A 22,116-nucleotide genomic window follows, 5' to 3' on the forward strand; every position below is an offset into this window, starting at 1 on the left:
TTACTCTATGACCGTGTGAATTTTTTCGTTGATGTAGTTTTGCACGAATTCACGTACTTCTGCATAGACGAAGGAGTCTTTGTACCCCTCGATCTTTCCACCTGCCGCATTCGGATGACCGCCGCCGTTACCGATTACTGCAGCCATCTTGGAGACATCCAGTTTGTTGTTGCTTCGAAGTGAGAAGTTGCCTCTGAAGTTAACATCCATATAGAAATCATACTCTTCATTTTCTACCATGCAGGCATTACCGATGATCGAGGCGCTTCCTACGTTATAGCCAAGTATCCCTTTGGCATTTTTATAGGTGATCGTCAGACGCGCTTTATCTGCTGTAAGAAGGTTGGTGACATAGGCTGCGACAAGGTTGTCTTTTGTATTGTTTTTCTCTTTGATAAAAAAGCGCTTTTTGATCTGGTGCAGTTGATCATCAAGTTTGATCGGTGCATCTGTTTCGTTGATCAGCTGCTTTGCTGCATCAATCATAGAAAGCTTGAACTCTCTATCTTCAGAAGGAAAGAGGATACGGTTGATCTCTTTTGCCCCGGAGATCATACCGAGCATCACTTTCCCATATTCAAAGAGTTCATCCTCGCTGACCCAGATGTCGATAGCATTGATGGCCTGGACAATGGTAGAGAGTGCATTCTCACTGTCAAATCCATAATGTTTCTGAAGCCAGTGATAGGTAATCAATGTTGCACATCTGCTTGTGTCAAGCAGATACCATGCAAAACGTTCTGCTGCATTGGCACCCGTAGCATGGTGGTCAAGCAGTTGAAGTTTTGCACCGATACGTATCGCCTCTTTTTCGATCCAGTTTCCCTCTTTTGTCGTGAGATTAAGATCGGTGATGAGAATCAGACGCTCTGTTTCTTCTCCATGCAGGAACTTGTCCTGTTCGATCTTTTTGACAATCTCTTCCAGGCGTGCAGTGACTTCCGGGCCATAGTTGGCATTGAAAGAGTCAATCTTTTGAAAACATTGTTGTGTAAGATACTGACAGCCGTAACCGTCAAGGTCGATATGAGAGAGGTGATAAATGTGTTGCTGTCTCATCAGATAATGTCCCCAAGCATTAGACCGTCAAGAAAGTCATCTACTTTTCCCTGAAAGGTCAGCAGAAATGGTGAAATAGAACAACTGCCGATACTTCCGTTGGGACAGGTTGCCGCATATTGTGTACAGTCAAATACTGCCGGTGCTTTACCTTCAGCTGCAATAATGACTTCTCTTACTGAGATCTCATTTACATCTTTTACCAAGATAAACCCGCCCTGAGCTCCCTTTTTTGATTCAAGTATACCGGCCCTAGCCAGATTTTGCAGAATTTTTGCAAGAAAACTTTTGGGGATACAGAGTTCATTGGCAAGTTGTTCTGCGCCGATAGGTTTTTCGGATTGTCTGATCGTATCCAGGGAGAGCAGCGCATACTCTGTTGCTCGTGTTAATAACATAAAATTAAACCTTTAAATATATAATTAGGAGTATATTACTCTAATATAGATTAGAAAAACGAATAACTCTCTATCTTTATAGGGGCTCCTTTCATACTAAGTCCAAAATAAGCTTCATATGCTATCATTCCGTTCCCAAAATGATATTTTGAGAAGAATTTAATACCAATCAGGAGGTCAATCATGGCTTTAGATCAGGCGAAAAAAGCAGAGATTATTGCAAAATACGCTAGAGGCGAAAACGATACAGGTTCTACAGAGGTACAAGTAGCACTTCTTACAGAAAGAATTAACTACCTAACTGAGCACCTTAAAATAAATAAAAAAGACCACTCTTCAAGACTTGGTCTACTTAAACTAGTAGGGCAGAGAAGAAGACTTATGAGATATCTTAAGAAATCAGATCTTACAAGATGGACTGCGATTAAAGCTGATCTTGGAATCAGAAACTAATTCTTTCCACCGCAACCTAAAAAAACCATCTCACTCGGGATGGTTTACTTCACACCTTACTTTATATTTACCAATCATTAAATAACTATTATCTTCCAACTGTTACACTCATACCTTGGCTTAGTATGGTTTCTTCTAAGCACCATTGTATCAATTTTAAAGTTGTCTGAAACAGACTCATTTTATAGTTGAGTCAAATTGACTCATGCTATACTTGACAAAATATGACTCAATGTTGTATAATGTTCTCAAGCATCACAACAATGATGTATAATGAATGAAAAAACAGGAGGTTGTCTATGGCTCAAGAAGAGAAAGAGACTCTTGAAGATCAGACGGCAGAAGAGACGATCGAATCTGAAGCTACAGAAGAAGGTTCAGCCGATCCTTTAGACGTTGCACAAGCTGAAGCTGCAGAGTGGAAAGATAAGTATCTTCGTGCACATGCGGACTTTGAAAATTCCAAAAAGCGTTTGGAGAAAGATAAGAACAATGCTGTATCGTATGCAAACGAGAGCTTTGCAAAAGATATCCTTTCAGTAATGGACTCTTTTGAGAATGCACTTGCTGCAATGAAGAGTAACGAAGAGAGTGACTCTGATGCATATACGCAGATGGTAGAAGGTGTAAACCTCACGTATGATCAACTCAAAAAGATCTTGGCAAAGAATAATATACAAGAGATAGAGTGTGAGGGTGAGTTTGACCCTGAAGTACATCAGGCGATCATGCAAGCAGAGAGCGACGAACACGAATCTGGTCAGATCGTACAGGTCATGCAAAAAGGCTATACGATCAAAGATAGAGTGCTCAGACCGGCTATGGTGAGTACCGCTAAATAAAGGTGAGTGAACCTCACGTTTATCGGTATGAAACCGAAGTGTGTCGAACGAAGTGAGCCGCATAGGCAAACCTGTAAATAAATTTAGAAGTTAACAATTATAGAAAGGAAGAGAAAATGGGTAAAGTATTAGGAATTGACTTAGGTACAACAAACTCTGCAATGGCAGTGTATGACAATGGTGAAGCAAAGATTATCGCAAACAAAGAGGGTAAAAATACAACGCCTTCTATCGTAGCATTTACGGATAAAGGTGAAGTACTTGTCGGTGAATCTGCAAAAAGACAAGCCGTAACAAACCCTGAGAAGACGATCTACTCGATCAAGAGAATCATGGGTCTGATGATGAGCGAAGAGAAAGCGCAAGAGGCGAAAGACAAACTTCCATACCACATCATCGACAGAAACGGTGCGTGTGCGATCGAAGTAGCAGGTAAGACCTACACACCTCAGGAGATCTCTGCAAAAGTATTGATGAAGATGAAAGAGGATGCAGAGTCTTACCTTGGTGAGACAGTGACAGATGCGGTTATTACTGTACCTGCATACTTCAACGATGCACAAAGAAAGGCGACAAAAGAGGCGGGTACAATTGCCGGGCTTAACGTACTTCGTATCATCAATGAGCCTACCTCTGCTGCACTTGCATATGGTCTGGATAAGAAAGAAGCTGAGCAGATCGTCGTATACGACCTTGGTGGTGGTACATTTGACGTTACAGCACTTGAGACGGGTGACGGTGTGGTTGAAGTATTGTCAACTGGCGGAGATGCATTCCTCGGTGGTGATGACTTCGATAACAAGATCATCGACTATGTAGCTGATGAGTTCAAAAATGAGACAGGTATCGATATCAAGTCTGATGTTATGGCGCTTCAAAGGGTAAAAGATGCAGCAGAGACTGCTAAAAAAGAGCTCTCTTCATCTACGGAGACTGAGATCAACCTTCCGTTCATTACAGCTGATGCATCAGGTCCAAAACACCTTGTAACAAAGATCACAAGAGCGAAGTTCGAGTCACTTATCTCTGATCTCGTAGCAAGTACGATCAAGACAGTGGAAGGTGTATTGAAAGATGCAGGTCTCGGTAAATCAGATATCAATGAGATCGTAATGGTCGGTGGTTCAACAAGAGTACCGCTTGTACAGGAAGAGATGAAGAAGTTCTTCGGTAAAGAGCTTAACAAATCCGTGAACCCTGATGAGGTTGTTGCGATCGGTGCTGCGATCCAGGGTGGGGTACTTGCAGGTGATGTGAAAGATGTACTTCTTCTTGATGTGACACCGCTTAGTCTTGGTATCGAGACACTTGGTGGAGTCACAACGAAAGTGATCGAAAAAGGTACGACGATTCCTGCGAAGAAATCTCAGGTATTCTCAACAGCGGAAGATAACCAGCCTGCAGTAAGTATCCACGTACTCCAGGGTGAGCGTGAGTTCGCAAAAGACAACAAGTCTCTTGGTATGTTCGAGCTCAGAGATATCCCTGCAGCACCAAGAGGTGTACCTCAGATCGAGGTAACATTCGATATCGATGCGAACGGTATCCTGACAGTAACGGCATCTGATAAAGGTACGGGTAAATCTCAGGATATCAAGATCACAGGTTCGTCAGGTCTAAGTGATGAAGAGATCGAAAAAATGGTTCAGGATGCCGAAGCGCATAAAGCTGACGATGAAGCGAGAAAGCAAGTGGTAGAGGCTAGAAACCAGGCGGATGCATTGGTACACCAGACGAAGAAATCACTCGCTGACCTTGGTGAGAACTTTGATGCCGCTGAAAAAGCGAACATCGAAGCTGCGATCGAAGAGCTTGAAGCTGTGTTGAAAGATGACAATGCAACCAAAGAGCAGATCGAAGAGAAAGTGAAGGCATTGACCGAAAAGAGCCACAAGCTAGCTGAAGCAATGTATGCCAAAGAGCAGGGTGGACAGCCTGGTGCCGAAGGTGCTAAAAAAGCAGACGATGACGATGTTATCGATGCTGAAGTAGAGTAAGACGAAACTTCAGTAAAAAGCGACTAGTCGCAGAGCTCTCTGCTGAAGAGGTCGCAGTGACAACGTAACAAACGGGGCTTTGCCTCGGTTGTGTCCTATCAGTAGTACGATGTTATCGATGCTGAAGTAGAGTAATCTCTACAGAAATACTTTATAAAATTTGACCTCCGCGTTTGTGGAGGTCACTTCCCCCTCAATTCTATTTTTAACCTCATAACTCTTTTACAGTATAATTGGAGCACTATCCACATCTAGATGGAGGTATCCCATGTCAAATGAAACAGCAAAAAAATACTCAAATGCTGCAAAACTGTATGATATCGTTGAATGGCCTATGGAACAGTTGTTTTTTAAAAGATTGCGAAACAAAGCGGTTGCTTTGGCTAAAGGCAAAGTCCTGGAAGTAGGAGCAGGTACGGGTAAGAACTTTGCTTATTATGACCGAAACAGCGTAGAACTTACAGCAATAGACTTCAGTAAAGGGATGCTGGAGTTTGCAGAAAAAATGAAAGTAAAGATGCAGTGGGATAGTCTCAAGCTTTTTCAGATGGACCTGGAGCATCTCTCCTTTGAGGATGACAGTTTTGATTGTGTGGTAAGTACATTTGTTTTCTGTACCGTGCCTCATCCTCAACAAGGGCTTAAAGAGATTATGAGAGTCCTTAAGCCTGGAGGAAAGGTGATCTTTCTTGAACATATGAAGAGCAACTATACGTTGATCAATGTATTTCTCTGGGTAATGAACCTCTTTTCCAGGAGAGTGCTTGGGACCTTCATGCTTCGCAACACACAAAAGTCCATAGAAGAGGCAGGCTTTGAGGTCCGGTCTGTGGAGTATAAACTCTTTGACGTGATTCGATTGATCATCGCGATAAAACGTCAGTAATTAAAAGTCAAATTCTATGGTTATACTAACTATTTTGCTATAATAGATCGAGATAATTTCACATAGGATAGTTTTATGGAAACAAAAAAATGTAAGACACTTGCTGAAGCAAGAGAAGCGATTGATCAACTTGATGAAGAGATTGTAAAACTGATCGCTCGGCGTAATGATTATATCAAGCAGATTGCTCACTTTAAAACCTCTATAGATGAAGTAAAAGCCCAAGAGAGGATCAATGATGTGATCTCCAGAGTGAGAGCACAGGCCATTGAACTGGACCTCTCCCCAAACCTGATCAACGATCTCTACGTCCGCATGATCGATGGAATGGTAGAGAGCGAGATATCAGAGTTCAGGAATGCCAAAGGGGCATAAGAGCAGCCAGCTGCGAGAGCGCTCTGCTGAAGAGAACTCAGCGTTAGCGTAGGGCAATGGACTCTGTTCATTGTACGTTATTTAATAGTACGTGAGATCTCAGAGTTCAGGAATGCCAAAGGGGCATAAGAGCAGCCAGCTGCGAGAGCGCTCTGCTGAAGAGAACTCAGCGTTAGCGTAGGGCAATGGACTCTGTTCATTGTACGTTATTTAATAGTACGTGAGATCTCAGAGTTCAGGAATGCCAAAGGGGCATAAGAGCCCCTTCTACTACTATTCAGGTCCGAATAGATTAATCTTCCTCTTCTTCGTCATCATCTGTAACGGCATCTGCCGTTGCACCTGCTACATCAATGGTCGTGCTCACTGCCGCTCCGGCAACATAGATGGGTGCAGTGACTACCTGGGTACACCCGGAGATAAAGAGTAAAATTATAGAAATCATTAGTGCTGTTTTTTTCATGGCGGCATTATAACGAAAATAGTATATGTATATTATTGTACGTTTGCTATGGTACAATAAATGATTCCAACGTAAAGAAGTGTCATGAAAGTACTGTTACTTGAAGATGATGTCATACTCCAAGAGATCATAGAAGAGTTTTTGGTTGAAAAAGGGTATGAGGTCGAGAGTTTTTTTGATGGTGAGAAAGCGCTTGATGCGATAGGTACAGGTTCGTATGACCTGTTACTGCTTGATGTGAATGTCCCGAATATTGATGGGTTTGAGATACTTGCATATTTGCGGGATATAGGCAATACGACACCAGCTATCTATATCACTTCCCTTGCAGATATCGATGCCCTGAAAAAAGGGTTTGAAGTGGGAGCGGATGATTACCTGAAAAAACCTTTCGAGTTGGAAGAGTTGAATGCACGTATTGAGCATATCATGAAAATCTACCGTCTGCAGGAGGAGATAGAGTTTGACGGTATGAAGTTCATCCCCAAGGCACATCAGATCATCATTGGTGATACCACCATAGAGATGAGGCAGAAAGAGGCACAGGTTTTGGAGTATTTTATCAGAAACAGCGGCAAGATTATCTCCTGTGATGAGATCATCGAGAATGTGTGGGAGGAGGAACATCTTCCCACACATGCCACGATCCGTACCTACATTAAAAATCTGCGTAAACTCTTAAGTGAAAAAGAGTATTTTGACAACATTAAAGGAGAGGGTTATCGTTTTAACATCGTATGAACGTAGTTCACTCGTTCGCTTTTTGGCACTCTATCTGGGGTCGGTATTTGCACTGCTCGCTATCATCGGTTATCTTTTTTTTGAGAATAACCGTTCATCGATGATCAGTGCGATGAAGTTCGAGATGATGTATCAGGGGCGTATGCTCTCCTCGGAGATCATTATGAAGGCGATGAGAACGTCTGAGGAGATGGATGAGCTGGATGTCATCGAGTATCTGGAAAAGCTGGACCTGTGCCGTTTTTCTGTAGGGTATTATGACAGCAATTATGAAGCCCTCTATACAACCATCGAAAATTTTAAAAAGTTTGATGAGACATTTTTCATGCAGGATAATAGCTGTTATACGGTTGTTGAGGATTACAGTGAACACCTTGGTGTACGCTATATCGTTCTCAAAGAGAATGAATTGACCAAAATCCTGCAAGCACTCCGTATACGTATCATCTCCTACCTGGTGCTCTCTTTTATCCTTATGGGGATCGTAGGGTATTTTCTGGGACGGCTTTTTTTGCAGCCTGTCCGTGAACAGATCGAAGCACTTGACCGCTTTATCTCCGATACCACACATGAGCTCAATACACCTATCTCTGCCATCCTCATGACGATACAGTCTCTTACCAGCGTGGAAGAGAAGAAGATAGCGAGGCTGAAAGCAAGTGCCCAGCGGCTCAGTATGATGTACAGCTCTTTGACCTATAGACTGGAAGGGAAAGAGGAACCGGATGAAGCGATTTGGCTGGATAAGGTAGTCTCAGAACGTATAGAGCTGATGAAAGAGCTGATCGAGGCAAAACGGTTAAAAGTGAAAGTAGATACCGAACCCTATACAATGATGATAGCCAAACGGTCAGCTGAGAGACTGATCGACAATCTACTCTCGAATGCGATCAAATACTCCGATGTCGGCGACAGCATTATGATTTCACTGAAAGAGAGGGTTCTCAAAGTCCAGGATACGGGGATCGGTATGCCCCATCAAGTACAGGCAGACATCTTCAAGCGTTATGAAAGAGCCAATAAGGAGCGGGGAGGATTCGGTATCGGTCTAAGTATCGTACTGGATATCTGTAAAAGGTACAGTATCAAGATAGACCTTCTTTCCAAAGTAGGAGAGGGGAGTACCTTCATCCTGACTTTCCCAAAAGAAGGGAAACGGTAGTTTTACTCGACACTGTTCATCAGAATACCGATGATATCGGTCATCGTGATGATGCCAAGAAGTTCATTGTTGTCCGTGACAAGCATACGTTTGATAGAGTGCTGTACCATCATTCTGGCAGCATATTTGACATCAAGCTGGGATGAGACGGAGAATGCCGGTGTCGCCGCGATATCATAGACATTGAGCAGGTCGATATCACCATCCTCAGCGACAATACTTTGAAGAATATTTTTAAATGTCACAAGACCGTAAGCACCATGAGGTGAAGTTTTCTCTACGATGACAGAACGTACTTTGTGCTCTTTCATCAATTGCAGTGCTTCCCTGACCGAAGCCATCGGTGAGATCTTTACAAGCTTTTCTACGGGTGTCATGATATCTTTGGTTAACATTGAATTCCTCCTAACATAGTTTTGATGTTGTCTTCAAATTGATGTAACTCATTTGTATCCAGGCCTGCAACATGGGTAAGAGGGAGGGTAAAAGCCATGCCCGAATTATCCGGGTTGTCCAGGTCAAACTCTTCCCTCAAGGTCCGCATCACCTTCATGGTCAGTTTTCGTGGAAGGACAAAGAGGAGTACGGAGACATTCTCTTCAAGGGTAAGGCCAAAGAAGACCTTTTTCTCTTTGAGACCGATATTTTTCCCATGCAGGATCGTGACAGATCCTGCTCCGGACTCTTTTGCAACTTCTATCGCTCTCTCTTCATCATTATCCTGAATGACCGTAATCAACGCGCTGAACTTCATACTGTTTCTCCTTCTGTTTTAGCTTGCTTGTATTGTGCTATGATACCATAACCCATCACTGTGATCATCGGGAAGAGTGATGCAAATGCGATCAGCCCGAATCCGTCGATGAGCGGGTTCCTCCCCTCTATATTTTCCGCCAGTCCCAGCCCCAGTGCCGCAACAAGAGGTACGGTGACCGTAGAGGTTGTGACCCCGCCACTGTCATAGGCAATCGGGATGATATAGCGTGGGGCAAACTGTGTCATGAGGATAACAAAGATATATCCTATGATAATATAGTAATGGATAGGATCCCCCGCGACGATACGGTAGGCACCCAGTGCGATCCCCACAGCTACCCCGATCGCGACGGCAACACGTAAAACCATCTGTTTGATACTACCGTTACTGATCTCTTCGGCTTTGATGGCGATCGCAAGCAGTGAAGGCTCAGCCATCGTCGTAGAGAATCCGATCAAAAAGGCAAAGAGGTAGATCAGCAGATTATTTTTCATTGCAGTCAGCTGGAATGCAATCGTCTCGCCGATTGGGAAAAGCCCCATTTCCAGACCCACGATAAAGGCATAGAGCCCCAAGATAACCATGACGATCCCCGTAGCGATCTTATGCAGGTGGGCAACCGGTTTTTTGATAATGATATACTGGAAGAAAAAGATCACCGCCAAAATCGGAGCAACATCTTTGACGACGCCTACCAGTTCAAGAAGGGTTTCCTTAAGGTTGAATGCATAGGCTGTCGTGGCCGTTTTAGTTCCCTCGATAGCAGCGGTGATGCCTTCAACCGCTGCAGGTGCCGCATCAGCCATCGCATAGACGATAATCCCATAAACCTGTACGAAGATCATAGGGGTCAATGAAGCAAAAGCGATAAGACCGAAGCCGTCGATCACAGGGTTACGCCCTTTGATACTTGATGCCAGACCGATACCCAGTGCTGCGACGAGTGGCACGGTCACAGTAGAGGTTGTGACACCACCGCTATCGTATGCAAGCCCGATGATCTCCGGCGGTGCGAAAAAAGTCACGGCAACGACCAGTACATACCCTGTAATAATATAGTAGTGGATCGGGTGTCCCAGCAAAATACGCAGTGTACCCAGTGCGATGGCAAATCCTACGGAGAGTGCAACCGTCATACGCAGAAAGAAGGCATCGACCTTTCCATCACTGATAGAAGCAGCTTTCTCTGCTATGGCAATGAGTGCCGGCTCTGCAACAGTGGTAGAAAAGCCGATCGTAAAGGCGAACAGAAGGAGCCAGAAGGTAGACCCTTTTTTGGCAAAGTCCGTAGCAAGATTCTCTCCGACAGGGAAAATTCCCAGCTCCAGACCCCGTATAAAGAGCGCCAATCCTACGGCAACAATGCTCAGCCCTATCACAATGGATAAGAGGTTGTCCGGCATCGCCTGAATGATCGCTACCTGGAAAAACGCAACAACAAGAATAATAGGGATAAGATCTTTAAATGAGTTTTTAAGATCTCCACCGAATATTTTCATACTTTCTTTTATCATGGGTGTAATTATATCTTTTGCAACCCACGGTAGAGATTTAATTGCTTCCTAAATCACGACTTTTTATTGCCAAACGTGAAACGGTAACCTTTTAGTGCTCTTTTGGCTGATCTTTGTTCTCTTTTTTCTCAATGTCACAACCGGTATTGATGCCCAGCAGTGCATAAGGCGGGCACCATCCAATGGCTGCAGTGATCAGTAAAAGTACACCGACTATATCGGCGATGATACAGCTGTTCATCACACCCCAACCAAGCAGAGCGACTCCTAAAACCGTTCTGATGATACGGTCAGTTTTTCCCATATTACATTGCATACTCAACTCCTCTTGCATATAGGAGCAGTATAGTGTTGCAGTGTGGTTTCTCTGTGTAGCAAGTACTATCTTTTGTTCAGATAGTGTAAAAGTCCATCGAAGTTCTTCTCGTGTCCAAAACAGCTGTTTGAATTACAGATCATAAATCCGTCGTTGGTATCATTTTTAATATAGGTGAAAGGGTAGGTGATACTATCGACTCTCGAAGCATTCTCCAGGAGTTTCTCTTCCGGCGCTTTGATAATGATGTCATCTTTGAGATAGCGTACTACCATTGAACTCATCATCGGTGAAGAGATCGGCTGCCTCATGATATCATAGGAGTGTATCTCCAGTGATTTAAAGACAAACTTTTTATAGACACTGTCTACCAGAGAGGAGAGTGAGTGGAGTACGTTGAGCATCACAGCCATCGCAGAGGGGTAAGAGCTGTCATAGATATCGGCGCTTGTCTCAAACTCTCCTCTTGAGAATTTCCACAAGCCGTTGTTGTAGTACTTCTCTATCGCATTGTTCGCAAGCTTGGTCGCAGTGATAAGATAGACTTCATCGAGTGTACTTTTGTAGGCTTCGATAAGGGTATCGGCCAGGTAGGCATAATCTTCCAGGAAGGCATGGATCTTGGGTTCCTTCCCAATCAGGGTAGAGTGAAAGAGCTGAGAGTGGATATACATACTCTCCAAGAGGGCATCAAGAGAGTTTTTCGCCTGCTCCAAATAACGTGTTTCGATACGTCCGGCCTGAAAGAGGGACTTGATCATCATCGCATTCCATGAAACCAGGATTTTTTTATCGATAAACGGATAAAGATGCTTCTCTTCCCTGCGTTTTTTAAGTGCTTCAATCGCTTCATTGTAGTAAGGGGTATCGATATGGACCGGGTCCTCTACACGTATGATGTTTTTCCCTTCGAAGTTACCCTCTTTTGTGATATGGAGTGCTTTTGCCAGGATATCCTGTGCCTCCTCAGGGATCCCCGCCTTTTTGAAGGATTTGAGTGCTTTTTCATAGGAGTAGACAAAATATTTCCCCTCCTCACCTTCCGTATCGGCATCGCTTGCCGAGTAAAATAGCCCTTTTTCGCTCATCTTCTCAAGCATAAAATCAAGGGTCTCAAAGGCTACTTTTTGATAAAAATCATCACCTGTGGTATGATAGGCTTTAAGATAGAGCTCACTGAGCAGGGCATTGTCATAGGTCATCTTCTCAAAATGCGGTATGAGCCATTGATCATCGGTGCTGTATCGGCAGAAACCTCCGTCTACCAGGTCCCTCAGTCCGCCTTTTGCCATAGAGGTCAACGAGTGTGTCGCCATCTGAAGCGCTTCTCTATCCCCTGTGATACGGTGCAGATCAAGGAGAAGCTTGAGAAGAGAGGTTTGCGGGAATTTCGGTGCCTTGTTGAATCCCCCGTCTTTATCGTCAAAGAGTTGTTTTGCCTGATCGATAAAACGGGAAATAATACTCTCATCCATACGGGTTGCCTGGATCTTCTCTTTTCGGGAGTTGATGAAGCCCAGTATCTCATCGGCTTTTTCGATCAGCAGATTTTTTTCTGTTTGATACTTCTCTGTGATCACTTCCAGGAGTGAACTGAAGCTCATCATGCCGTATTTTGGTTCATCCGGTATATAGGTTGCCGAGTAGATAGGTTTGAGATCCTGACTTAGGAAGATGGAGGTGGGCCATCCTCCCGGACGTCCGTTCATCAACTGATAGATCTCCTGAAAATGTTTATCGATATCGGGACGCTCCTCACGGTCCACCTTGATAGAGATGAAGTGTCTGTTGAGGAGTTTGGCTGTGGCTTCATTTTCAAACGACTCACGCTCCATCACGTGGCACCAGTGACAGGAACTGTAGCCGATGGAGAGAAAGATCGGTTTATTTTCTTTTTGTGCTTTTTGAAAAGCTTCTTCTCCCCAGGGGTACCAATCTACAGGGTTTTCTGCATGTTGTTGTAGGTAAGGGGAGTATTCATTTTGGAGATGATTCGCCATTATTCAACCTTATTTGAGCTATGTTAAATTCAATTTTGGATAAAATCACTGCAATATCTTTATGTGCAGGGTTACACACCTTATACACATAGTGTACTATAGAATAGTAAAAAATTTGTGTTTTAAAGAGAAAAAATGGTGAATATGGTCAAAAAGTTACTTCTACTGAGTGTATTTTTTAGTTCTTTGATGTTCGGCGGTTTTCAATCGGCATTGAAGAAACAGAAGTTTTTGTCTCCCGATGAGGCATTTAAAGTTGAGGTGGTACAGGAAGGTGAGCAGATTGTATCGACACTGACTATGGCTGATAAGATTCATATCTATGAAGCGTCGATGAAGTTCATGGTAAAAGGGGATAAAGAGGTGATACTCAAACCTGTGCTTCCCAAAGCCGAAGAGCTGGACGGCGAGATGATCTATAAAGGAGTAGTGAAGGTTGCTGTTCCTCTCGAACAGATCACTTCCCAGATCTCAGGAGACTATACCTTCAGTGTAGAGTTCCAGGGATGTTCAGATGCGGGATTGTGCTACTCCCCTATCGTAAAGAGCTATCCCTTCAAAGGTAAAGAACTGGGTGTCTGGGAGAAGATCGCCAAACTCTCCAAAGAGGGAAATGCCGCAAAGATCGTGGATGTGCTGATCAATGAAAGTTCTGTTTTTGTGCTCTTTCTCTTTTTCATCTTTGGATTGCTGCTCTCTCTGACTCCGTGTATTTTCCCTATGATCCCGATCCTCTCTTCGATCATTGTATCCCAGCAGGGGGGTGAAGAGAAACCAAGTATGGCCAAGGCTTTCTTTACCTCATTTATCTATGTCCTTGCGATGGCAATGACCTATACGATTGTCGGGCTTGTCGCAGGACTCGTGGGTGCAGACCTGCAGGCAGCGATGCAAAATCCTTGGGTACTCACAACGTTTGCAGGTGTCTTTGTGGCGCTGGCACTCTCTCTCTTTGGATATTACGAGATCGGGCTGCCTGCTTCTCTCCAGTCCAAGTTGAGTAAAGCGAGTGATGATGCACAGGGTAAAGGGATCATAGGGACTGCGATCATGGGGGCACTCTCTGCACTGATTGTCGGTCCATGTACTGCTGCACCGATCTCCGGTGCCGTACTCTTTATCTCTCATACCGGGGATGCCCTGCTTGGCGGAGCGGCACTCTTTGTGATGAGTATGGGTATGGGGATGCCGTTGCTGCTTGTCGGGCTGGGGGCAGGTAAGTTTATGCCGCGCCCGGGCGGTTGGATGACCAAGGTCTCTCAGAGCTTTGGTGTGATGATGCTTGCTCTGGCGATCTTTATGCTCTCACGTATCCTGCCTGACGGTATGACGATGATGCTCTGGTCACTGCTTTTTATGGGAACAGCGATCTATATGGGTGTCTTTGAGAACAGAGAGGGGGAAGGGGCGATGAAGCTCTTTAGAGTACTTGCGCTTCTCTTCCTGCTCTACGGTGCTTCTCTTTTCATCGGAGCCTTAAGCGGAGCCAACTCTATGTTCAGGCCATTTGAGAAGTTCACCTCTGCCACAGTCACATCGGTTGCATCATCGGCGGTTGTGGAAGAAGATAAGGCTTCACACCTGGGATACAGTGTTGCAAGACTTCAAGCTGAAATCGCAGCATCCCAGAAGCCTGTGGTAGTGGATTTTGGCAAGGACTCATGCACGGCATGTAAAGAGCTTGAAGAGATCACATTTCCTGACCCGAAAGTTCAGGAAGCGATGAAGCGTTTTACCTTTATCCAGATTGACTTGACTGCGAATACTGATGATGACAAGGCCCTGCTCAAAGAGTATGGGCTCTTCGGTACACCGAATATCATCTTTTTTGACAAGGACAACAACTATCTGCCGGAAAAAAGTCTGACGGGGTTTGTCCCGCCTGAGCAATTTACCGCTCATCTGAATGAGATAGAGTAGATTTTAATAGACTATTTTAGAGAAAGCGTCATATTCTGTTAGAATAGATCTAATGATACTATACGAGATTTGAAGTGGAAAAGATCAAGAAGAAAATTAATTTACTAAAAAAAGAGCTCTCCCTGTGTAAGGACAGAGTATCGTATAATGAGCTGTTAGAGTCTCACATCACGCAGCTCTCCAATGAAGTTCTCTCAGATCCCACGCTCTCTAAAACAATCGATAGAAACTCGAAAATATTTTTTCTCTCCAACCGCTTGCAGGATACATTGAAACGAAAAGCACTGATGCATAAAACTGCCGCAGAAGAGAGAACAGAACAGATAGCAGCATTTATCGAACAGATAAACAGTGAAGCACTGATGTATGCCGAAGGGATATTCACTACGCTTCTTGCTGAACTGGGGATTCCGGATGATAGGAAACTCCCTTCAGTTCAGGAGAAAAAAGAGACATTCTCTACACTGAAGAAGTTGGCCGGGAGAAAAAGTGCGTTGCACCAGCCCGATTTTGTGATACATCTGATGATTGTTTTGGCAATGGTACTCTTTATTGTATGGTTCCATTGGAGATCAGTATGAAAATAGATGAGGTGAGAAGTGGCAGATAACGATGTGAAGAATAGATCAAACGCTGAGTCTGGAAGTGATATGAAAGATCTCTTATCTCTCTTTCCTCGGGGGTATGAGAAGCATTTTCTGGTGATCTATACGATTTTAGTTCCCTATGTGCTTGGATTGCTTTTTTTTCTCTTCACCATAGGGGAGGGTATTTTTTATATCCTTTCGGATATCCCTTATCCTGTCACATGGCTTGTAGGGTATGAGGTAGGTGCTGTTTTGATGCTGCTTTATATGTTGAAAAATCTCTTTTTTGGCTTGAAGAATTAGTGAAATAACCTCATTAAAACACTCTGTTTTTGGATAGTTGAGTGTATCTAAACTATCTCTCTCTCAGAGTAGATCATTGATAATAAAGATAACGATCTCAAAGGCGATCAGGATAATGATGATCCACTCCAAAAGGCTTGAGTACTTGTGATGCTGTTCATCTGCGAGGATGCCTAAAATCTCTTGCAGTATATTCAACTTGCGATTGAGTATCTCGATACGCGGCTGTATCTCAAGGTATTTTCTTGTAGCCAGGTAGTAGGTTTCAAGTTCGGGATATTCCCAGAAAAACTCAGGGGTATCAAGCAGCTCAAAGTGGAGATAGATACGGGACTTTGTAAGGAAAAGCCGTCCTCTCTCTTTGGCAATCTCTTTACGTTTCATCGATACCTTACCGTATTGTGCCAGTTCTTTGGGGATATGTTCTGTTTCTCTCAAGCTCTCTACCATAGCACCTTCAAATTCATCAAGTTTGATCGACTGGGCTATGGCAAAGGAGACAGCGAGCAGTGTCAGTTCATCCAGCTTGTCAAGATAGACAGTATCCATCTCTATCTTGATAGGTTGGGCCGTTGAGGGTTGGAAGTTGAGCTCTTCTGAGATCTTGCAGGATACCGAAGAAGATGAAAGCTTTTTGAGAAAGAACGCTTCATCCTCTATATCCCATAGTATCGCAATACCATGTTTGAAGATAAATGCATATCCGCCATCTTTTTCGATGATAACGGCATCTTTCAGCACTTTTGCCCGAAAGGCCTCAATCGCATTTTGTAAGATCTCTTTGTAGTGAAAACTCTCAGAGAACTTATAGGTTCGTATCATACCCATTTGACTGCTCTTTTCTGCTTTTTAAAGATAAATAATAGTGACTATCATAGCATAGATTTACAACTCTCGATCGGTAATTATATAGTAAATCTGAATGATTTGCAGAACATTTTAAAACGCTTTTTTCAGGCCTATTCTCTCTCTACAGGTGTCACGGCTACCCTTACCCCTTCATATTCACAGTAGACATCATGGTCCGAGTAACTAAATGGATCTTTTGTTTTGATCAGTCTCAGTCCGTTGGGGAAGATACACTCCCGTTCGAAGTTGTTGCTTTCACTGCCTATGATGACCGGAAACTGGCTGGTATTGAGTACCCAGAAGTCTGTATGATCGATATGGTTGGGGTCTGCGGGTTCATCATAGACTTTGACGCCATGCTCCTGGTGGCTGGCAAAACTTTCCAGTAAAAAGATATCATGGTAGAAGGTATCTTCGACAGATTCTTCCAGTAAAATTCCCAAAGCGTTGCGGGAGGCGTAAGCAACGATATCGATATTGTCTTTGGTTTTTTGGTTGATACGTTTGTAAAGCGCTTTTTTATCCGTGATTTCTTCCATCCCCTTGAAAGAGTGGTAGGCATCGATATGCCCCTTCATGATAATATTTTCAAACCGTTCGAAATAACGGTATTCCTCCTGTATCTTCTTATTGCGTATCATCAGAGAGAGCTTCTCTCCGGCCTTTTTGGAGTTGGAGACCACTCTGCACTCTACCATGGGGTCGATATGTTTGCGTTTGAGAATGCCTGCATAGTAAAGAAGCACATTGATCTTGTCCCCAAGGTAGTTGAAAAAACGGGAGAGGAAGTTGTCCGGTCCAAACCACTTTTCGAGCAGAGAGAGAACGTACGAGAGAGCAAAGACTTCGATGAGCGGGGCCAGCCATGATGTGGTTAGCCATGCGATCACCCAGCCAAGGGCTTTTCCAAAGAAGGTTAATATCGCCTTGAGAAGACTCTCTATGATCAGTTTGGCCTCGGCAAAAAGCAGAACGTTGTCCAGGTAGCCCAACAGGTGCAGTACCCATCCGAAGATCAACGCACCGAATAGGATCATAAAAAGGTTTTTTAGCTTGGCTTTGAGGTTCAGTTTCAGGTAGAAGGCTTTGATCTCATGCAGTGCATCGACAAGATGGTCAATAATGTTTTCTTTTATCCAGGCAGTAAGCACACTGTCAAAGAACCAGCGTTTAAGAAGGAGTATCATGCCTTGTAGGAGTGTCAGCCCTTTAAGAAAAGAGAGTAGTTTGAGTTTGGAAGCGAACCAGAGTGAGAGAATACTCCCTTTAAAGACGAGGGCTACGGCAACCATATAGCCCATAATCCACTGGTATGAAATGGGGTGGAGCTGTTTGAGTATCCACATACTTATAGTTGGAATGGTAATGGCAAGCAGAGCGATATATCGTCGTTTCATTTATACTTTAGGATGATTAACTTTATGGTTTAGGTTGACTCAATATGGATGATAAAGCAAGGGATACACTCCATGCTGTTTCCTGCAGCCAGGATGCACCTTGTTGTGCGAGTATTACTCCTCTTCTGTAGCGTCGGTCGTATAGACTCCGGTAAGTTTCTTCCATATGATAGAAGCTGTCAGACCAAACCAGATGAGTAGTCCCATAGCGATCGTTGCAGCCCAGCCGGCCTGTTCAAAGTCAGCTACATTGATGAGACCGTACTCCTGGAGCCCCCAGATAAATGCAGCGATAATGATCGCTGTAAGGATCGCACCGTAGAGTTTCAGGCTTTGGAAGATCGATTTGATCGCAAGCAGCCAGAGTGCCAGCATGATAAGGATACCAAAAGGGTTGAAGCCTGAAAGGATATTGTCGACATTAGAGATATAGTGAACGAAGTGATATCCGCTTGGATTCCATGTGCCGATCGCGAGAGTCAGTGACATCAGCAGTGTCACCCACCACTGAAGGTAGGTTACCTCTTTTCCTGTTTTTGTTTTGGCTGTTTTTGTAAGAAAGCCCGGAAGCATTATTTCCCCTTGTTGATACGAATTTCAAGTATTATAGCAAAAGATAGTTTTTAGCTATAATATCAAAAACAGATCGTGTGAGAAACACGAGACAATGAAACGGAATAACACAATGACTCCAAAAACACAAAATCAACATATCAAGATCGGTGAAGTTAACACACTCAAAGTAGAACGTGACACAGACTATGGATTCTACCTGGCTGCAGGGGACCTGGATGAGGTACTGCTTCCCAATGTCTATGTGATGGAAGATGAGATGCCTATGGGTGCACTCATTGATGTCTTTATCTATACAGACAGCGAGGATAGACCTGTAGCGACAACAAAAATGCCTTATGCAAAGCTCGGTGAGTACGGATACTTTACTGTAGTGGACTATAAGTCTTACGGTGCCTTTGTCAACTGGGGACTCCCCAAAGATCTCTTTGTGCCACTTTCTCAGCAAAAAGAGTATTTCAACATCGGTAAAAAGTATATCCTTCGTGTCTGCCTGGATGAACAGACAGGCAGGCTTTACGGGACACAGAAGATCGGTCAGTACTTCAATAGAAGTATGAAGGGGCTGCATCAAAACAAAGAACTGGATGTAGTGGTGATCGCTAAAACGCCGTTAGGATACAAGGTTGTAGCGGATAACCAGTATGAAGGGATGCTCTTTGCCAATGAGATCTTTGAGAAGATCGAAATCGGTGACCGTAAAAAAGCCTATATCAAAACGGTACGTAAAGACGGGAAACTTGATCTAAGCCTGCAGCCTATCGGAAAAAAGGCGAAGGTGGACGAGGGGGAACAAAAAATCCTGGAGCAACTTGAAGCCCACAGCGGAGAGATGCCTTTTACCTATAAAAGTGATGCCGAGGAGATCAAGAAGGTTTTTGGCATGAGTAAGAAAAATTTCAAACGCACCTTGACCGCACTGTTGGAACAAAACAAAATCAAGCTCACGGAAGAGAGCATTTTAAAAGTGAAGGAAGGAGAATAACGTGGAACTTATGGATCTTTTCAGGTCAGCAGCAAAATGCATCGAGGCGGGCAGTGAGAGTGCAACGACAGGAGTGGATATAGACCAGATCGCCAATGCACTGGCACATATGCTTTCCAATAAAGAGGGAACGCTTGATCTGAGTGCTATCATGATCGGGCTCTCAAAAAGCGGGTTAAGTGAGATTATCAATTCATGGATGGGAAACGGAGCGAACCTACCGATCCTCCCTGAGCAGGTCGTAACCCTGCTTGGTGAGGAGAGAGTAAGCAGGTTTGCCGGCGAGCTTGGTATCTCTGAGGAGAGTGCCACATCTGCACTGGCAGAGGCACTTCCAAAAGTTGTGGATCAGGCTACAGGCGGGTCGGATTCGATCGTTGATGAGATGATGGGACAAGCAAGTAGCTCACACGGATCTATGGAAATGCTTAGCAAGATGTTCCGATAAATGACACTTTGGGATATTTTTATCCTATCTATTTTTCTACGCTACAATATCCCTATCGGGTATCCTCTTCCAGAGAGGAGTTGATACCGGCATAGAGGGGATAGAGATGCGTATTTTTTTTCTACTTTTTTTACCTTTTTTACTTTTCGCAAAACCCTTTAAGGTCGCCACCTATAATGTGGAAAATATTTTTGATGCAACCTATAACGGTACCGAGTATAAAGAGTATACCTCAAAACATCACTGGACAGGACGCATCGTAAATATCAAGCTCAACCATACCGCAGAGGTGATCTGCGACCTGAATGCAGATATACTGGGGCTTCAAGAGATTGAAAATGAGCATGTGCTTCGTGCATTGCAACAAAAACTGGATGAGGTTGGATGTGCGTACCGCTACGCAGCGATTACCCATAAAAAAGGGGTAGCGGTACAGGTCGGGCTGATTTCACGTTTTCCTATCACATCGGTGAAAGAGATAGAGGTCAGCAGTGCTTCTGGTGTGAGGAATATCCTTGAAGCGGTGGTTGAGGTCCAACATTATCCTCTACATCTCTTTGTCAACCATTGGAAATCACGTTCACGGGAAGGTTGGGAGAGTAAGCGGATGGTTTATGCCAGAGCACTGCAAAAACGTCTCAAGGCTTTACCCAAAGGAGTCGAATATATTGTGCTGGGGGATTTCAATACCGACTATGATGCGGCATTATCTCTTGAAAGAGGCATCAATGATACAGAGGGTAAAACAGGGTTGCATCATATCTTAGAGACTACAGATGAGAGGTCACGGCTATTTAAAGAGAGTGCTTTGCACTATACGCTCTGGGGTGAACTTGAACTTGATAAACGGTGGAATACCAAGTTTTACGGTAGGAAGGGAACGCCCGATCATATCCTTCTGTCTCATGCAATGATGGATACAAAAGGGGTCAATTACGTCGATGGATCATTCGGGGTGTTTAGACAAAATTATCTCTTTACAAAACGTGGATATATCAACCGCTGGGAGTATAAAAAGGGAAACCATACAGGCAGAGGATACTCTGACCATCTGCCAATCTATGCGCTCTTTGATACGAAGCCGTATCAGCAAAGTAAAGCGGTAAATGCTCTCTTAAAAAGAGAAGTAAAGCCGATAGAGTACCTTTATAGTGTAGAGGCGCTATCCCGGGAAATCGTGCTTGAAGATGCCGTAGTCCTATGGAAAGAACGGGGCAATGCATTGATCAAACAGAGCGTAGAGGGAAGAGGGATATTTCTTTACGGATGTGCGAATAGACTTGAGGAGGGGAAGCGGTATGATCTCCTCGTACGCGGGATCAAATCCTACAACGGGCTCAAAGAAGTGACCCATGTCTATATAGTGAAAGAGAAAGCTTCACAGGATCTCTCCAACTATTATCTGACACAGGATGATCTTCAAAAACCGCAGGCTATGCGTCAAAATGAATTTTTCAAGGATATCACAGGGGTCTACCGAGAGGGATACTTTTATACTGCCGGAAGAAAAATTCCTATCTATTTCAAAAAAAGAAAACAGACCCCTCCAAATGGTGCTAAACTAAAGATAGCCTATGCCCATCTAGGGTATTATAAGCATCTACAGTTAGTGGTGTATAGCCCTAAAGATTTTACTGTAATGGAGAAGTGATGGCATTTTATCATTGGATTTTGGCATTTCACGTGATGAGTTTTATCTCTTGGATGGCGATGCTTTTTTATCAGCCAAGGCTCTATGTCTATCATAGTGAAAATGCTGAGAACAAAGGATTTATTGAGGTCGTACAGATACAGGAGTACAAGCTTTTCAAGTATATCGGAACACCTGCGATGTGGGCGACGATCATTTCAGGAGCATTCATGCTCTATCTCAATCCTTCTATTTTTCAAAGTGGAGGATGGATGCATGCAAAACTGCTTTTTGTGTTGTTCCTGGTTACGTATCATTTTTCATTAGAAGTGCACCGTAAGAGACTGATAGAGAACCCAGGCTATAGACCTGGCAAGTTTTATCGTTTTTATAATGAAGTGCCGACATTGTTGATGATGGGTATCGTAATCTTTGTCGTAGTTAAACCTTTCTAACGTAGT

The 22,116-nt window shown here is 43.8% G+C and carries 25 protein-coding genes; 14 read left to right on the forward strand and 11 right to left on the reverse strand.

The genetic code is table 11. The annotated features are described in order from the left end of the window. The gene (locus tag AC4JOV_RS02725; RefSeq protein ID WP_229936669.1) at window positions 1-1,059 is read right to left on the reverse strand and encodes a DHH family phosphoesterase; all 1,059 of its coding nucleotides are present in this window, start codon (window positions 1,057-1,059) and stop codon (window positions 1-3) included. Further along, window positions 1,059-1,457, reverse strand: coding sequence for an RrF2 family transcriptional regulator (locus AC4JOV_RS02730; protein ID WP_229936668.1), 399 nt, complete (start codon window positions 1,455-1,457; stop codon window positions 1,059-1,061). Before AC4JOV_RS02730 ends, AC4JOV_RS02725 begins: the two co-directional genes overlap by 1 nt. A gap of 183 nt (window positions 1,458-1,640) precedes the next feature. On the opposite strand from AC4JOV_RS02730, the gene rpsO reads away from it, so the two are divergent. The 5 genes from rpsO (at window position 1,641) to AC4JOV_RS02755 (ending at window position 6,010) form a co-directional block, all read left to right on the forward strand. Beyond that, entirely contained in the window at window positions 1,641-1,910 is a 270-nt protein-coding gene (rpsO, locus tag AC4JOV_RS02735; protein ID WP_229936667.1) for a 30S ribosomal protein S15, read from the forward strand. Between the two features lie 299 nt (window positions 1,911-2,209). Beyond that, on the forward strand, window positions 2,210-2,752 hold the full coding sequence (grpE, locus tag AC4JOV_RS02740) for a nucleotide exchange factor GrpE (RefSeq protein ID WP_229936666.1): 543 nt from the start codon (window positions 2,210-2,212) through the stop codon (window positions 2,750-2,752). Window positions 2,753-2,868: 116 nt separating this feature from the next. Then, entirely contained in the window at window positions 2,869-4,749 is a 1,881-nt protein-coding gene (dnaK, locus tag AC4JOV_RS02745) for a molecular chaperone DnaK (RefSeq protein ID WP_229936665.1), read from the forward strand. A 268-nt stretch (window positions 4,750-5,017) separates the two neighbouring features. After that, entirely contained in the window at window positions 5,018-5,635 is a 618-nt protein-coding gene (locus AC4JOV_RS02750) for a class I SAM-dependent methyltransferase (RefSeq protein WP_229936664.1), read from the forward strand. 75 nt (window positions 5,636-5,710) lie between these two features. Beyond that, window positions 5,711-6,010 (forward strand): chorismate mutase, encoded by a 300-nt coding sequence (locus AC4JOV_RS02755; RefSeq protein WP_229936663.1) that lies wholly within the window; start codon window positions 5,711-5,713, stop codon window positions 6,008-6,010. Window positions 6,011-6,302: 292 nt separating this feature from the next. Here the strand turns inward: AC4JOV_RS02755 and AC4JOV_RS02760 are convergent, their stop codons facing one another. Further along, window positions 6,303-6,473 carry a DUF6726 family protein gene (locus AC4JOV_RS02760; protein ID WP_491522176.1) on the reverse strand — a complete coding sequence of 57 codons (171 nt, stop codon included), beginning with the start codon at window positions 6,471-6,473 and terminating at the stop codon, window positions 6,303-6,305. A gap of 84 nt (window positions 6,474-6,557) precedes the next feature. Between AC4JOV_RS02760 and AC4JOV_RS02765 the strand changes: the two genes are divergently transcribed. Next, entirely contained in the window at window positions 6,558-7,214 is a 657-nt protein-coding gene (locus AC4JOV_RS02765; RefSeq protein ID WP_229936661.1) for a response regulator transcription factor, read from the forward strand. After that, on the forward strand, window positions 7,171-8,376 hold the full coding sequence (locus AC4JOV_RS02770; protein WP_229936660.1) for a sensor histidine kinase: 1,206 nt from the start codon (window positions 7,171-7,173) through the stop codon (window positions 8,374-8,376). Before AC4JOV_RS02765 ends, AC4JOV_RS02770 begins: the two co-directional genes overlap by 44 nt. A 2-nt stretch (window positions 8,377-8,378) precedes the next feature. Here the strand turns inward: AC4JOV_RS02770 and AC4JOV_RS02775 are convergent, their stop codons facing one another. The 5 genes from AC4JOV_RS02775 to AC4JOV_RS02795 all read right to left on the reverse strand — a co-directional run bounded on the left by AC4JOV_RS02775 (window position 8,379) and on the right by AC4JOV_RS02795 (window position 12,963). Then, complete coding sequence (locus tag AC4JOV_RS02775) at window positions 8,379-8,771, reverse strand: CBS domain-containing protein (protein ID WP_229936659.1); 393 nt, start codon at window positions 8,769-8,771, stop codon at window positions 8,379-8,381. Then, window positions 8,765-9,130, reverse strand: coding sequence for a transcriptional regulator (locus AC4JOV_RS02780; RefSeq protein ID WP_229936658.1), 366 nt, complete (start codon window positions 9,128-9,130; stop codon window positions 8,765-8,767). The genes AC4JOV_RS02775 and AC4JOV_RS02780 overlap by 7 nt, the downstream gene beginning before the upstream one ends. After that, window positions 9,127-10,647 carry a DUF1538 domain-containing protein gene (locus AC4JOV_RS02785; protein ID WP_229936657.1) on the reverse strand — a complete coding sequence of 507 codons (1,521 nt, stop codon included), beginning with the start codon at window positions 10,645-10,647 and terminating at the stop codon, window positions 9,127-9,129. Before AC4JOV_RS02785 ends, AC4JOV_RS02780 begins: the two co-directional genes overlap by 4 nt. A 91-nt stretch (window positions 10,648-10,738) precedes the next feature. Then, window positions 10,739-10,963, reverse strand: coding sequence for a YgaP family membrane protein (locus AC4JOV_RS02790; protein ID WP_229936656.1), 225 nt, complete (start codon window positions 10,961-10,963; stop codon window positions 10,739-10,741). Between the two features lie 65 nt (window positions 10,964-11,028). After that, window positions 11,029-12,963: a thioredoxin domain-containing protein gene (locus AC4JOV_RS02795; protein ID WP_229936655.1), complete on the reverse strand. Its 1,935-nt coding sequence runs from the start codon at window positions 12,961-12,963 to the stop codon at window positions 11,029-11,031. A 144-nt stretch (window positions 12,964-13,107) separates the two neighbouring features. Between AC4JOV_RS02795 and dsbD the strand changes: the two genes are divergently transcribed. The 3 genes from dsbD (at window position 13,108) to AC4JOV_RS02810 (ending at window position 15,773) form a co-directional block, all read left to right on the forward strand. Beyond that, window positions 13,108-14,883: a protein-disulfide reductase DsbD gene (gene dsbD / locus AC4JOV_RS02800; protein WP_491522177.1), complete on the forward strand. Its 1,776-nt coding sequence runs from the start codon at window positions 13,108-13,110 to the stop codon at window positions 14,881-14,883. Between the two features lie 74 nt (window positions 14,884-14,957). After that, window positions 14,958-15,464, forward strand: coding sequence for a hypothetical protein (locus AC4JOV_RS02805; protein ID WP_229936653.1), 507 nt, complete (start codon window positions 14,958-14,960; stop codon window positions 15,462-15,464). A gap of 18 nt (window positions 15,465-15,482) precedes the next feature. Next, on the forward strand, window positions 15,483-15,773 hold the full coding sequence (locus AC4JOV_RS02810) for a hypothetical protein (RefSeq protein ID WP_229936652.1): 291 nt from the start codon (window positions 15,483-15,485) through the stop codon (window positions 15,771-15,773). A 63-nt stretch (window positions 15,774-15,836) separates the two neighbouring features. On the opposite strand, the gene AC4JOV_RS02815 is transcribed toward AC4JOV_RS02810, so the two are convergent. The 3 genes from AC4JOV_RS02815 to AC4JOV_RS02825 all read right to left on the reverse strand — a co-directional run bounded on the left by AC4JOV_RS02815 (window position 15,837) and on the right by AC4JOV_RS02825 (window position 18,592). Continuing rightward, window positions 15,837-16,601, reverse strand: a complete 765-nt coding sequence (locus AC4JOV_RS02815) for an RMD1 family protein (RefSeq protein ID WP_229936651.1) — start codon at window positions 16,599-16,601, stop codon at window positions 15,837-15,839. 131 nt (window positions 16,602-16,732) lie between these two features. Then, window positions 16,733-18,019, reverse strand: coding sequence for a hypothetical protein (locus AC4JOV_RS02820; protein WP_229936650.1), 1,287 nt, complete (start codon window positions 18,017-18,019; stop codon window positions 16,733-16,735). 114 nt (window positions 18,020-18,133) lie between these two features. Next, window positions 18,134-18,592: a DUF6524 family protein gene (locus AC4JOV_RS02825; protein ID WP_229936649.1), complete on the reverse strand. Its 459-nt coding sequence runs from the start codon at window positions 18,590-18,592 to the stop codon at window positions 18,134-18,136. Window positions 18,593-18,686: 94 nt separating this feature from the next. Between AC4JOV_RS02825 and AC4JOV_RS02830 the strand changes: the two genes are divergently transcribed. The 4 genes from AC4JOV_RS02830 (at window position 18,687) to hemJ (ending at window position 22,110) form a co-directional block, all read left to right on the forward strand. Continuing rightward, a complete protein-coding gene (locus tag AC4JOV_RS02830) occupies window positions 18,687-19,577 on the forward strand; it encodes a CvfB family protein (protein ID WP_491522178.1) in 891 nt (296 codons plus the stop codon). A 10-nt stretch (window positions 19,578-19,587) separates the two neighbouring features. Next, complete coding sequence (locus AC4JOV_RS02835) at window positions 19,588-20,025, forward strand: YidB family protein (protein ID WP_229938379.1); 438 nt, start codon at window positions 19,588-19,590, stop codon at window positions 20,023-20,025. A gap of 106 nt (window positions 20,026-20,131) precedes the next feature. Beyond that, window positions 20,132-21,676 carry an endonuclease/exonuclease/phosphatase family protein gene (locus tag AC4JOV_RS02840; protein WP_229936647.1) on the forward strand — a complete coding sequence of 515 codons (1,545 nt, stop codon included), beginning with the start codon at window positions 20,132-20,134 and terminating at the stop codon, window positions 21,674-21,676. Further along, window positions 21,676-22,110, forward strand: coding sequence for a protoporphyrinogen oxidase HemJ (gene hemJ, locus AC4JOV_RS02845; protein WP_229936646.1), 435 nt, complete (start codon window positions 21,676-21,678; stop codon window positions 22,108-22,110). The genes AC4JOV_RS02840 and hemJ overlap by 1 nt, the downstream gene beginning before the upstream one ends. Window positions 22,111-22,116 lie beyond the last annotated feature (6 nt).

The sequence above is a fragment of the Sulfurovum sp. MH2-6 genome, assembly GCF_058374785.1.